At 44.3% G+C, this 12,808-nt stretch carries 13 protein-coding genes; all 13 read left to right on the top strand.

Annotation, left to right across the window (positions count from 1 at the left end; translation table 11 throughout):
• Positions 1–50 precede the first annotated feature (50 nt).
• A complete protein-coding gene (locus tag FEZ13_RS10895) occupies positions 51–803 on the top strand; it encodes a hypothetical protein (protein ID WP_011838170.1) in 753 nt (250 codons plus the stop codon).
• Positions 804–860: 57 nt separating this feature from the next.
• Positions 861–2,783 carry a bifunctional 3'-5' exonuclease/DNA polymerase gene (locus tag FEZ13_RS10890; protein WP_146552630.1) on the top strand — a complete coding sequence of 641 codons (1,923 nt, stop codon included), beginning with the start codon at positions 861–863 and terminating at the stop codon, positions 2,781–2,783.
• Between the two features lie 4 nt (positions 2,784–2,787).
• Positions 2,788–3,576: a phage antirepressor gene (locus tag FEZ13_RS10885; RefSeq protein ID WP_146552629.1), complete on the top strand. Its 789-nt coding sequence runs from the start codon at positions 2,788–2,790 to the stop codon at positions 3,574–3,576.
• Positions 3,577–3,591: 15 nt separating this feature from the next.
• Positions 3,592–4,017 (top strand): DUF7768 domain-containing protein, encoded by a 426-nt coding sequence (locus tag FEZ13_RS10880; protein ID WP_011838167.1) that lies wholly within the window; start codon positions 3,592–3,594, stop codon positions 4,015–4,017.
• Positions 4,014–6,569: a phage NrS-1 polymerase family protein gene (locus FEZ13_RS10875; RefSeq protein ID WP_146552628.1), complete on the top strand. Its 2,556-nt coding sequence runs from the start codon at positions 4,014–4,016 to the stop codon at positions 6,567–6,569. The genes FEZ13_RS10880 and FEZ13_RS10875 overlap by 4 nt, the downstream gene beginning before the upstream one ends.
• A 298-nt stretch (positions 6,570–6,867) precedes the next feature.
• A complete protein-coding gene (locus FEZ13_RS10870) occupies positions 6,868–7,155 on the top strand; it encodes a VRR-NUC domain-containing protein (RefSeq protein ID WP_146552627.1) in 288 nt (95 codons plus the stop codon).
• Positions 7,156–7,262: 107 nt separating this feature from the next.
• Positions 7,263–7,718 (top strand): hypothetical protein, encoded by a 456-nt coding sequence (locus tag FEZ13_RS10865; protein ID WP_014256602.1) that lies wholly within the window; start codon positions 7,263–7,265, stop codon positions 7,716–7,718.
• A 491-nt stretch (positions 7,719–8,209) separates the two neighbouring features.
• Positions 8,210–8,569, top strand: a complete 360-nt coding sequence (locus FEZ13_RS10855) for an HNH endonuclease (RefSeq protein WP_146552626.1) — start codon at positions 8,210–8,212, stop codon at positions 8,567–8,569.
• Between the two features lie 120 nt (positions 8,570–8,689).
• Positions 8,690–9,241 (top strand): P27 family phage terminase small subunit, encoded by a 552-nt coding sequence (locus tag FEZ13_RS10850; protein WP_003515999.1) that lies wholly within the window; start codon positions 8,690–8,692, stop codon positions 9,239–9,241.
• Positions 9,241–9,423, top strand: coding sequence for a hypothetical protein (locus FEZ13_RS10845; protein WP_046499180.1), 183 nt, complete (start codon positions 9,241–9,243; stop codon positions 9,421–9,423). The genes FEZ13_RS10850 and FEZ13_RS10845 overlap by 1 nt, the downstream gene beginning before the upstream one ends.
• A complete protein-coding gene (locus tag FEZ13_RS10840) occupies positions 9,398–10,696 on the top strand; it encodes a site-specific DNA-methyltransferase (RefSeq protein ID WP_146552625.1) in 1,299 nt (432 codons plus the stop codon). The genes FEZ13_RS10845 and FEZ13_RS10840 overlap by 26 nt, the downstream gene beginning before the upstream one ends.
• 5 nt (positions 10,697–10,701) lie before the next feature.
• Positions 10,702–11,955, top strand: a complete 1,254-nt coding sequence (locus FEZ13_RS10835) for a site-specific DNA-methyltransferase (protein ID WP_146552624.1) — start codon at positions 10,702–10,704, stop codon at positions 11,953–11,955.
• Between the two features lie 116 nt (positions 11,956–12,071).
• Entirely contained in the window at positions 12,072–12,764 is a 693-nt protein-coding gene (locus FEZ13_RS10830) for a virulence factor (RefSeq protein ID WP_146552623.1), read from the top strand.
• The last annotated feature ends 44 nt before the right edge of the window (positions 12,765–12,808 follow it).

Below are 12,808 nucleotides of genomic sequence, written 5' to 3'. Positions count from 1 at the left end.
ACAATGATATAGATTACATTTCAAATTCATATTTACGGAGGTATAAAAGCATGAAAAACAATGAACTCGTAACTATTAACGAAAATACAGGTTTTCTTCAGCTCGCTGATTTCAATCTTGACGAGGCAATGGCATCAGAACTTGACGGTCTTGACATGACTTTTGAACGCATAAAAATCCCGTCCGCAGGCAGCACAGTATTCGAAGTACCCGGGGAAAATCCCGGAGAACCTGATACTGTCAAAGAATTCTCAGCGGTAATCCTTTATCATCATCCACTTTATGCATACTACAAGGACAAGTATACCGGAGGCAGTAACCCACCGGATTGCGGAAGCTTTGATGGTATAACCGGCGAAGGAGACCCCGGAGGAAGCTGTGCCAAATGCCCATATAATCAGTTCGGTTCGGGGGAAAACGGCAGCAAAGCTTGCAAGAACCGCCGCAGGATATATGTACTGCGTGAAGGGGAGATTTTCCCGTTGATACTCTCATTGCCAACAGGATCGTTGAAAGAGTTTTCCCGCTACATCAAAAGGCTGCTTTCTAAAGGCAAAAAATCAAACAGCGTTGTTACTCGCTTTTCTTTGAAAAAGGCGACCAATTCAAGCGGTATCACCTATTCACAGGCTCAGTTTGCTGTAGATCGGGATCTGACCGCCGACGAATATGCGTTGATATCCAAGCTTTCCGAGCAGGTCAAAGCATTCAGTACCCGAGTCGGCCATGACACTGAACCTGCCGGTGAAGAGGTAATAAATGTAGACCCTGAATCAGGTGAAATTACTGAGCCGCTTAAGTGATCAAAGTCCCTATCGGAGAGTAACTTCCATCTCCGATAGGGCGGAAAGGAGAACCGCATGGGATACAAATGTGTTTATATGCTGTCTGAAATAAAAGAGTATCTGAAAAACACTGTCCTATTTGCTTTCGATTTTGAAACCTCGCCTTGCGATAAATGGAGGAACGATAAAAGTGCAGCTCTGGATGCTCATAAAGCAGATATTACAGGGATCAGTTTTTCAGTATCAGAAGGGACTGCTATATATGTCCCACTTAAACATCGTAGCGGGCGAAATGCAGAGAATCAGGCGGCAATATGGGATTATCTGAAATTACTATTCGAATCAAAAGATGTAATAAAAGTTGCTCATAATCTGGCTTTTGAGTCTATGTTCCTTTACGCAAGAGGTATCGTCCTTCAAAAGCCTTGCTATGACACGATTGCAGCATCACAGCTTACATTAAAAAGCAAGTGGGAGTTCAGAAGTCTTGCAGACAGCGGACTTAAAACGCTTGCGCCTGCACTCTGCAAAGCAGAAATGACAGAATTCTCAACGGTTACTGATGGTCGGTTTTTCGATGAATTGAACCCTCAGGAGGAGAATACTGTCCGCTACGCTTGTGCTGACAGCGACTACACTCTTCGCTTGTATCATGTTTTCAATCAGTGGTTTGATAGATTTTTACCCAAACACAGAACTATTGTGGAAGAGGTAGAATCGCCTACATCAGTATATGTCGGGATAATGAAGTATAACGGCATATTGGTGGATAAGTCAGCCATGCTGAAGAAACAAGCGGAAGCCGCAGAAAAGATTGTCAGTATCAGAAAAGAGATTGCCGGAATTATCGGCAATGTAGAGATTGGGGCAAATGCTTCAACTTCAGCATTTAAAAAATATCTTTTTGTGGATCTCGGTCTTCCGGTAATGAAAACGACCGCAAAACATCAGGAAGCTGCCGATGATGAAACCATGATCCTATTAAAAGAATGGTGTGAATCCAACAGGCCTGAACTTGCTCGCTTATTTGATCTGGTGCAAGAGTACCGCAAATGGGGCAAACTCAAATCCACCTATATAGACGGTTATCTTCGATTTATTGATGAGGATACCGGCAGGATTCATCCGGACCTTATGCCATTGGGGACAGAGACAGGCAGATTTGCGTCAAGAAACCCGAATATGCAGAATTGTCCGCAGAAAGACAATGACCCAATAGGCGTACGGAAATTTATCATTTCGCCAGCCGGAAAGGTTCTTTTATCTCTTGACTTTTCACAGATAGAACTGCGCGTCGGAGCATTTTATTGCAGGGACAAACGTATGCTGGAAACCTATCGTACTGGCGGTGATATCCATGCTCAGACCACTTCTGTTATTTACCGCATTCCTTTTGAGGAGGCAGCAGACAAAAATGCTCCACATTATAAAGAGCGTAGGACCATTGCAAAAAACTGCAATTTCGGTGTGTTCTATGGCCTGTTTCCTACTGGCTTACAGAGAACACTTAAATTTAAAGCTGGGCTGAACCCAACTTTGTCCGAATGTGAGACCATCATTCAAAACTTGAAATCCGGATACCCCGGTCTTGCCAAATGGCAGGATGAGGTTAAAAAGCGAGCTGCTGTAAGCTGCTATACAGAAACATGGCTGGGCAGGCGAAGATACCTGCTGGGAATTCGGTCATCAGATTGGGGCAAGAAGTCCTTTGCCGAGCGGTGCGCATTAAATACACCTATTCAAGGTACAGCGGCAGATATTCTAAAGCTTGCCTGTGGGCGCATCATCAGTGGACTTCCCGAAAGGCTCTGGCTGAAACCTATACTGCAGATACATGACGAGCTGGTTTTTGAATTACCGGAAGACAAGGCGGACGAAGCAGTTGTTTTTATAAAAGAGTGTATGGAAACACAACCCTTCCCTGAATTTGATGTACCTATTGTGGCAGAGGCTTCGGTAGGGAGAAATTTTGGAGAAATGAAAGAAATGGAGGATTGATGTTATGAATAACTTACAGGTTTTTAAGAATACAGAATTTGGAGAGCTTAAAGTACTCGTTATTGATGGAAAGGAATACTTCCCTGCGGCAGATTGCGCGAGGATGCTTGGATACTTAGATCCCTACGATGCAATTAAGAGACATACAAAGGGGTCGGTAAAACACCGAGTCCTTACAAGTGGCGGTGAGCAGGATATAAAATTTATTCCGGAAGGGGATCTTTTCCGATTAATTGTTAAATCAAAGCTTCCTGCTGCTGAACGCTTTGAAAGATGGGTCTTTGATGAAGTGCTGCCCACGATCAGAAAATATGGAGTTTATGCTACAGATAAAGTTATCGAAGAGATGATTTCTAATCCGGAGTATGGCATCAGGATTTTCTCTGAACTAAAGGCAGAACGCGACAGGCGGAAAGCTTTAGAAATAGAAAATGCAAAGAATAAACAGATTATCAGTGAGTTGAAGCCCAAAGCGAGCTATTATGATCTCATATTGCAAAATAAAAGCCTTGTGCCGATCAGCAAGATTGCCAAGGATTACGGAATGTCTGGCCGCGCTTTCAATAAGCTGCTTCATGAGCTCGGAGTACAGTACAAAATGGGAAATTGCTGGCTTTTATTTCAGGAGTACGCCGATCAAGGATACACGCAGTCCAAGACTCATGCTATTGATGCAGAAAGAAGCGTAATGCACACATATTGGACACAAAAAGGAAGGCTATTTATCTATGACCTTCTTAAAAACAAGAAAGGTATATTGCCTGTAATCGAACGTGAACAAAAAAGCGCATAGGCAGGGGGTAATACCATGAGTATCAGCAAGTTTAACGCAGAAGGATATTACGACCCCACACCTTATGAAGCACTGCTTAGGATTGAGCGAGAGGCCAGGAAAGCGCCTTACAGACCGATGGTATTTATCTGCAGCCCATATGCTGGTGATATAGAACGTAATATCCGTAAGGCTCAGGGGTACTGCCGCTTTGCAGTGAGCAGGAATTGCATACCTATTGCTCCGCACCTCTTGTTTCCGCAGTTTATGGACGACGATGATGAACAAATGCGAAATCTGGGCTTGTACTTTGGCATGGTATTGATGTCAAAGTGCTCAGAAGTGTGGGTATTTGGCAGAAAAATTACTAAAGGGATGTCCATTGAGATTGAAAAGGCAAAGCAGCGCAGCATTCCGATCCGGTATTTTAATGAACGATGCGAGGAGGTGCAGTGTAAGTGAGCATCTCATTCCCTAAAGAATTAGCAAACCGGAAGCAATGGATCTGCTGGCGTCTGGAACCAAACACAAAGGACGGAAGAGACAGTAAAATCCCTTACAATCCCTTAACCGGTAGAAAAGCCTCAAGCACTAACCCAAACGACTGGTCGACCCTTGACGATGCGATTGCGGCAAAAGAACAATATCTCTATACCGGATTAGGTTTTGTATTCGCAAAAAGCGGAGGTTTAGTAGGGATAGACATAGATCACTGCCGCGACAAAAACACTGGGGAATTAAGCGATACCGCCAAGGATATCCTTGAGCGGTTTCCGTCCTATACGGAAATCAGCCCTTCAGGAACTGGGCTTCATATTTTCTATAAAGGGGAGATGCCTGCCAAGGGCAATAAAAACACTAAAACCGGCGTTGAAATGTATGCCCACAGCAGATACTTCACAATGACTGGCGAGCGACTGCCAGGGACTCCTGATTACATTGCTGAAGATAATGGAGCACTGGCCTGGATACATGAGAACTATATCAAAAGTAAAAAGCGGAAAGGGAAAAGCAGAAAAGACCGTAAAAATTTTAAGTTAGAGCCGCTTACAGACGAAGAAATTCTGGAGAAAGCCCGGACAGCCGAAAACCATAAGGAATTTGATCTGCTATGGGAAGGAAAATGGCAGGAAGCAGGGTATCCCAGCCAGTCCGAAGCCGACCTTGCCCTTTGCTGTATGCTGGCTTTCTGGTCAGGCAAAAACAAAGAGCAGATGGACAGGCTGTTTAGAAATTCCGGGTTATTCCGGGAAAAGTGGGATACGGTACATCATGCAAGTGGAGCAACATATGGGCAGGAGACACTGGATAAGGCCATTGAAGTTACAGAGAACGTATACAGCCGCGAAAGCGAGTCAGTTATCTTTGAACATGAGGGCAGGTATTACCGCACCAGAGGCGAAAGCGTGTATCCTATAACAAATTTTATCATTCAACCGGTGGAGATGATTGTATCGGAAGATGAAACGCAGATGACCGCCGATCTTATTACAACCCGCGATGAAATATACCGCCAGACCTTTATGACCACCGACTTCAATAATATTCAAAAGTTCAAAAATATCTTGAACCGCCGCACAATATCCTTAGGCTATTTTGGCTCAGAAGGAGATTTGGAGCTGCTGAAAGGTTATATATCCGAAATGGAGTGGGTACGGAAAACAGGGGTCAAGGCTCTTGGAATTTATGAGCATGGCGGACGGATGGTCTATGTTTCAACGGATGGTGCCATTGAAGCGGGAGGCAGCATTGTTGAAGATATCGTGCAGCTTGATAAGTATAAAAGCATAACAACCGATATCCTTACCTTTGAGCCATTGACAAAGGAACAGCTTATTATGCTTGGAGAGTGGATCCTCAGCTATAACGAACCCATAAAAACGGTGTCAGTGATGGCCTGGGTGGCCGGATGCTTTATTAAACCGCATCTTAAAAAATCAGGCATTAAGTTTCCGCACTTATTGCTTGTCGGAGAACAGGGCAGCGGAAAGAGTAATACATTGGAGCGGGTTATTCTGCCTGTATTTTCATGCAGTAAAATTCGCGCAGCTACACAGGTTACCGCATTTACATTGATGAAAGAATCTGCATCATCGAATCTGATACCACAGCTGATGGATGAGTTCAAACCGTCAAAGATAGACAAGTTAAGGCTAAATGCCTTATACAACCATCTTCGTGATGCATATGACGGCCATGAAGGTGTCCGCGGTAGGGCGGATCAAAGTGCTGTTACTTATGAACTGTTGGCGCCTATTATTGTAGCTGGTGAGGAATCACCGGATGAAGCGGCTATCAGGGAACGAAGCATAGAATTGCTTTTCAGCAAGAAGGACTTAAAACCAGCCAGCCATAGGCAAGCATTTTATAAGCTGTGTGCAAAAGCGGATCTTCTTGGCAGTTTCGGTCGGAGCCTGCTGGATATAGCACTCAGAGTATCGGATGCTGAGGCAGAGAAGTGGTATGAGGAAGCAAAGTCAGAGATATCTGATGAGTTTCCATCTCGTATCGTCAATAATCTCGCCTGTTGCTATGCCGGACTGATCCTAGTAAACAAACTATGTGAATTCCTTAATGTTACATGGTCTGAAGTGTTTCCCATTAACAAAGGGACATGTATTCGATATCTTCAAAATGGTGTGCAGGAGTACTTGCTGGATGGCGGCAGCAATAACAAGACCATTGTAGAACAGACGTTGGAAATCATGGCCCGGATGAAACTGGCTCCGAATCAAGACTACACTTTTGATAAAGATGGCAAGGTTATCGGGATTCGTTTCTGTGATGTATATGACCGCTATACCAAGTACAGACGCGATTATGCAATCACAGGTGAATGTCTTCCATATAACCAGTTTCTGAAGCAATTGAGGCAAAGTGACTTTTTTATAGAGAGCAATAAAACGATGCGTTTCGGGAATGAAACAAAAAAAGCGTGGGCTCTTGATTTCTCGATACTGAAAGAGCGATGCGATGTGAGCGGCTTTGAGATCACAGATATTGAGCCTCTTTAGTATCGAAAAAGGTAACAAGGTAACAAAAAGGTAACGCCCGAAACGCTGATGAATAGCCACTTGTTACCGATGTTACCTTTGTTACCTCAACTTTATATATACGCGCGATAGTACCATTGCTTTTTAAGACTAAAAAATATAAAAATAAAAATATTTGTGTATACACCTACCCCAAAAAGAGGTAACAAGGTAACAAAATGCTGAAAAGCGCTTGGGAAGCGGATTTATGAGATGCCCTTCTTGGATGTTACGAGGTTATAAGAGGGAAAAAGGTAACATTTTTGGAGGATGAGCGGTTATGTCTGAAAAAAGTATTGTGACTAAAGTACTGCGGTACTTAAAGACAGTACCGGGGTGTTTCTGTTGGAAGGAACATGGTGGTATGTACGGGACAGCGGGGATACCAGACATTATTGCCTGTGTAAATGGACGGTTTATAGCTTTTGAAATAAAAACCCCATCGGGAAAGACAACAAAACTGCAGGAAGCTACCATTAGGAAAATCCTCAATGCCGGAGGAGTGGCAGCGGTTGTCCATTCGGTAGATGAGGTGAAGGCTATTCTGGAAAAGCATGGCCTTCTATAAAGAACGAAGACATAACGAACAAGGAAATAAAGCACTGCAAAGCAACGCAAAAAAGCACACTGCTTCAAAGATCAAGGTTTTTTATCTTGATTTTTTGGAGGTGCGATATGCTGATTGCATGGCAGTATTTAGATAAAAAAGCGGCTGCTGTTGAAGCTTTGAAAGATTATAACAGCATGCAGTACATTATCGAACACAGTGATGAGGATATATATGAAGTTGAAACCCGTATGACAAGCCCTCACAGTGCAAAGATTACCGGAGTTCCGGGCAAACACAATCCCAAAAGCGGCGAAGAACGCCTTGCTGCTTGCCTTGACGAGATTGATGTGTTGAAAGAACGTTACAGACGGGCATTAGAATATATGGAGTGGTTCAAGCCTGCTTGGGAAGCCCTGTCGGAGGAAGAACAGTTTATACTGACAGAATTTTTTGTTAATGATGTGAGCAAGACAGAAGCTGTAGCAAACATCGGAGAGAAGCTGTTTCTTGAAAGAGCACAGGTGTACCGTAGGAAGGATAAGGCACTTAATCATCTGGCACTGCTTTTATATGGGAAGTAGTAATGAGATTTTTATGAGATGCAAAACACAGATAACCCATATATAATGATATCGTGAAAAAATGACATTAAAACGCATAAGCCCTTCGGGGCTTTTTCTTATGACATAAAATGGGAGTGAAGAAAGATGTACGATAATTGTTTTGGCAGTAACGGAAGGAATGGCTGCAATATCCTGACTGTACACAAGTGTCAGCAAGATAAATGTTCCTTCTATAAAAGCACCCAGGAGTTAGAGGAAGATAGAAAAAAGGCTTATCTTTTGCTTGCAGCTTTACCACCCGATATGCAGCGGTATATCTCCGATAAGTATTATAACGGTAAGATGCCATGGTCAAATAGCAAATGTGTTGTTCAATATTCCAGATGAGATTTTTATGAGATGAAATTCATTATAAATCCAAATATAATGGTATTGTGAAAAATTATGGATAAGCCTTCATGGGATGAACCTGTGAGGGCTTTTTTTATACCCGTAAAGGAGGTGGCCAGATGCCAAGAAAACCAAAAAGGCCTTGCTCCTTTCCCGGCTGTCCTGAACTGACGGACGGAAGGTACTGCGACATGCATCAAAGGCAAGAGGATGCTTATTACAACAAATACGAACGAGATCCCCAAACAAGAAAACGCTATGGTCGGAGATGGAAACGCATCAGGAACAGATATATCTCAGAGCATCCGCTTTGCGAGGAGTGCCAAAAGTACGGAAGGCTTACACCAGCCGAAGAGGTACATCATATTATCCCTTTATCCAAAGGCGGAACCAATGCAGACAATAACCTTATGAGCCTGTGCAAACAATGTCACTCATCGATCACTGCTCGCGAAGGAGAACGATGGGCAAGACGGTAGGGGGGTCAAAATCTCTGGTGAAGCAGTTTTGTGCAACGGGCGGGGGGTCACGCGCGAAAAATCGCAGTTTCAAACGGGGTATATCCCCTGTTTATTTTTACATGAATCGAGGTGATGTGTATGGCAAAGGACGGTACCAACCGCGGCGGGGCACGTATCGGTGCAGGACAGAAGAAAAAACCTCTGGCGGATAAGATTTTGGAAGGAAATCCCGGCAGACGAAAGCTCATGGTAATGGAGTTTACGGATGCTGCGGAACTGGAAGGAGAGAGCATGCCGCCACCGAGGGATTATCTTGCTGCAAAGCAGAAGAACGGAAAAACAACACTGGCGGTGGAAATATACGAAAAAACATGGCAGTGGCTTAAGGAACGCAGGTGTGTTCACCTTATCCCTGCGCAGCTTATAGAGCAATATGCCCAGAGTGTGGCGCGGTGGATCCAGTGCGAGGAATGTATCACTGAATTTGGCTTTCTTGCTAAGCATCCGACAACTGGCAATGCCATCCCGTCACCTTATGTGGCTATGAGTCAAAGCTTTATGAAACAGGCCAATAACCTGTGGTATCAAATTTATCAAGTCGTGCGGGAAAACTGTGCTACCGAATACAAGGGGGCTACTCCTCACGATGATGTGATGGAAAAACTACTGACAGCCAGGAGGGGTGGCTGATGCATAAAGCAAATTCAATCTTTCTTAGGGAACTAAGAAAATATGAAGACCATTTAACGAAGCAGCAGTTTAAGACTCTGCGGGGACAAGTAATAAACGGAGATTGTGAGGGTGCTAAAAAGGGTCTTAAGAAAATATTGAACAGGAGAATGCAAGATGAACATACAAAAAATATCTGTTGAAAAACTTAATCCAGCAGCATACAACCCACGCAAGAATTTAAAACCTGGCGATAAGGAATATGAAAAGCTAAAACGGTCAATAGAGGAATTTGGCTATGTGGAGCCTGTTATCTGGAACCAAAAAACAGGTAATGTGGTAGGCGGGCATCAACGCTTAAAGGTTTTGCTGGACTTGGGACAGACAGAGATAGATTGCGTCGTTGTAGATCTTGACCCCCAGAGGGAAAAAGCGCTCAATCTTGCTCTTAATAAGATTCAGGGAGAGTGGGACGAGAATAAACTGGCTGAACTGATGGCTGAGTTGGACGCAGGTGCATTTGATGTTTCGCTCACAGGATTTGACGCTTCTGAAATAGACGAACTGCTCAACCGATGGTATGCCAAGGAAGCGGTGCAGGACAGCTTTGACATAGATAAAGCGCATGAGGAAATTGTGCAGTGCGAGCCTGTAACGAAGCGGGGCGATATCTGGCTTCTCGGGAATCATCGCTTGATGTGCGGCGACTCTACGAAGGATGAAGATTTTGAGAAGTTAATGGACGGGTGTCATGCACAGATGGCAGTGACTTCCCCGCCTTACGGAGTGGGCAAAGAATATGAGAAGGCCGGAATCGAGCCGTGGTTTGAAACCGTCCGCCCGGTGATCAAAAACCTTTGCAGGCATGCGGATATTGTCTGCTGGAACCTGGGTGATCTCTACGCCACCGGCTCCCAGTTTATTGAGCCCACCAGCGTATACAGCGTGAATATGTTTCTGGACAACGGCTTTCGCCCCATATGGATCCGCATCTGGAAGAAGCAGGGGCAGAACTTCGGAGTAGGACCCTATCACCTTGTTTCCAACAAACCGGTGCAGCAGTATGAGTATATTTCAGCCTTCAGCAATAAAGGCGAGGCTGAGGAATATAACGATCAGGAATATGTATGGCTTTCGGCCTTTGCGGGACACAGTTATAAATTTGTGAAACGGCTTACAAAGGAAGAACGTAAGAAATGGGGCTATGCTGGCATCTGGGAGATGACGACTGTCCGGGCAAACAAGGAACATCCGGCAATGTTCCCTGTGGAGCTTCCATGGCGGTGCATCAAAATGCACAGCGACAAGGGCGGTATTGTGCTTGAACCGTTCTCCGGCAGCGGAACCACTATAATTGCTGCTGAACAGACCGAGCGCAAATGCTATGCGATGGAGTTATCGCCTATTTACTGTGATTTAGCTGTTAAGCGCTGGGAGGACTTCACCGGCGAAAAAGCTGTCAAACTGGAGGGTTAAGATTTATGGATATACTGAAAATACCAGCAGAAAAGTTAAAACCTTCGAAATATAACCCGCGGAAGGACTTAAAACCGGGCGATCCTGAATACGAGAAACTCCGCCGATCCATTGAAGAGTTTGGATATGTAGAGCCGGTCATATGGAATAAACGCACCGGGAATATTGTCGGCGGACATCAGCGTTATAAAGTACTTACAGCTTTGGGGTATAAGGAGATCGACTGTGTTGTAGTTGATTTGGATGAACAGCGGGAAAAGGCGCTCAATGTCGCGCTGAATAAAATCAGTGGCGAGTTTGATATTCCGCTTTTGACCGATCTGCTTATGGATTTAAATGAAGATGGTTTTGACGTTTCTCTTACCGGGTTTGATGCTTCGGAAATTGATGAGTTGTTCCGTGATAAAACAACCGCTAATGTCAAAGAGGATAATTTCGATACAGAAAAGGCAATTGCAGAGATTAAAACTCCGGTTACCAAAAAGGGCGACATATGGGTACTTGGCAGCCACTGTCTGATGTGCGGTGATTGCACCATGCTTTCAGATGTGCAAAAGCTGATGAACGGACAAAAGGCGAGATTTGTTTTCACCGACCCACCCTGGAATGTTGATTACGGTTCAGATACAAGGCATCCAAGCTGGAAGCCAAGACAAATTCTAAATGACAATATGAGCACCGAAGAATTCGGCGCTTTTTTATTGCGCGCTTTTAAATGCATGAAAGAGGTTTCTGAAGCCGGATGCATGACCTATGTGGTAATGAGTGCTCAGGAATGGGGCAGTTTGATGAACGTCATGCGGGAGGCAGGGTATCACTGGTCGAGCACAATTATATGGAAAAAAGACAGCTTGGTACTATCAAGAAAGGACTATCATACCCAGTACGAGCCGATCTGGTATGGTTGGCTTGAAGGAACACGCCTTTGCCCGCTTAAAGACCGTAAACAGTCAGATGTTTGGGAGATACCCCGTCCTAAAGTATCGGAGGAGCACCCTACCATGAAGCCGGTATCGCTTGTAGCAAAGGCAATGCTCAATAGTTCCCATATTGGAGATTTAACTCTTGACCTGTTCGGTGGTTCTGGTACGACAATGATTGCGGCACAGCAGACCGGGCGGGTTTGTTTTATGATGGAGCTTGACCCGAAATACTGCGATGTGATTGTAAAGCGCTATGTTTCACAATTTGGCGCAGATTCAGTATTCTTGGTAACAGGTAGTGAAAAAATACCTTACGCGGAAACACAGATTGATTAAAAATGTCCTTGCTTTCCCCTCAAAACAGAGCGTTAATGTACCCCACCAAAAAGGAAAGGTGGGATTTTTTATGGGAATCAAAAATGTTTTAGCTTATTTGAGGGGAGGTGTATGGCATGAGCAATAACAGCTTTCGCTTTTCACAGAAGATTGTCGGTCAGGAGAGAAAAGCCATTGCCTCGGTCATAGCTGAAGCCCTTGAAGGCCAGGTGCGCTATGCCGGAGCACCGGAGTTTTTGTATGAGATTAAAGACGAAAAATCTGCTGGCAGTTGGACGATTGACAGGGACAGTGTGGTTCACTCACCGAAAATCAGTCTCAATGAAATAAAAACCATCCGTTCAGTTATTGACACGTTGAATGTGGAGGGCTTTTCAGCAGAGGGGACCATGACAATTACTCTTTCGTTGGAGGGCTTTAGCGCGATTAGCCTTGAAAACCTAAATAATATGCTGGCCAGCAAAGAGACATTGATAAAGAAGGCGATGTTGATTGAAAGGGAACTTGCAGTCTTAGCTGAAAATGATGAGATTTCCTTCCCTTTCTGGAACGCGACTTTAAATGCTGATGAAGTGCAGACCTATATAACGCTGGCAAAGCAGATGGCAGAACAGGCAAAATTACAGAAGCGAGTACTACGAAAAGAAAAACCAACAGATAATGAAAAATATGCTTTTCGCTGTTTCCTGCTTAGGTTGGGGTTTATAGGTGATAACTTCAAAACTGAACGCAAGGTGCTGCTTTCAAGGCTGTCCGGTAACGGGGCGTATCGGAAAGGCAGAGCAAAGGCGGTGGACGAAAATGAATAATTTTCATAGCACCGCCTTCTTTGTCAAGCATCCGTTTAGAATAG

The organism is Rummeliibacillus sp. SL167 (assembly GCF_007896505.1).
Classification (GTDB): domain Bacteria; phylum Bacillota; class Bacilli; order Bacillales_A; family Planococcaceae; genus Rummeliibacillus; species Rummeliibacillus suwonensis.
The sequence above is the reverse complement of the archived record's forward strand: the minus strand, read 5'-3'. Positions and strand labels throughout refer to the sequence as shown.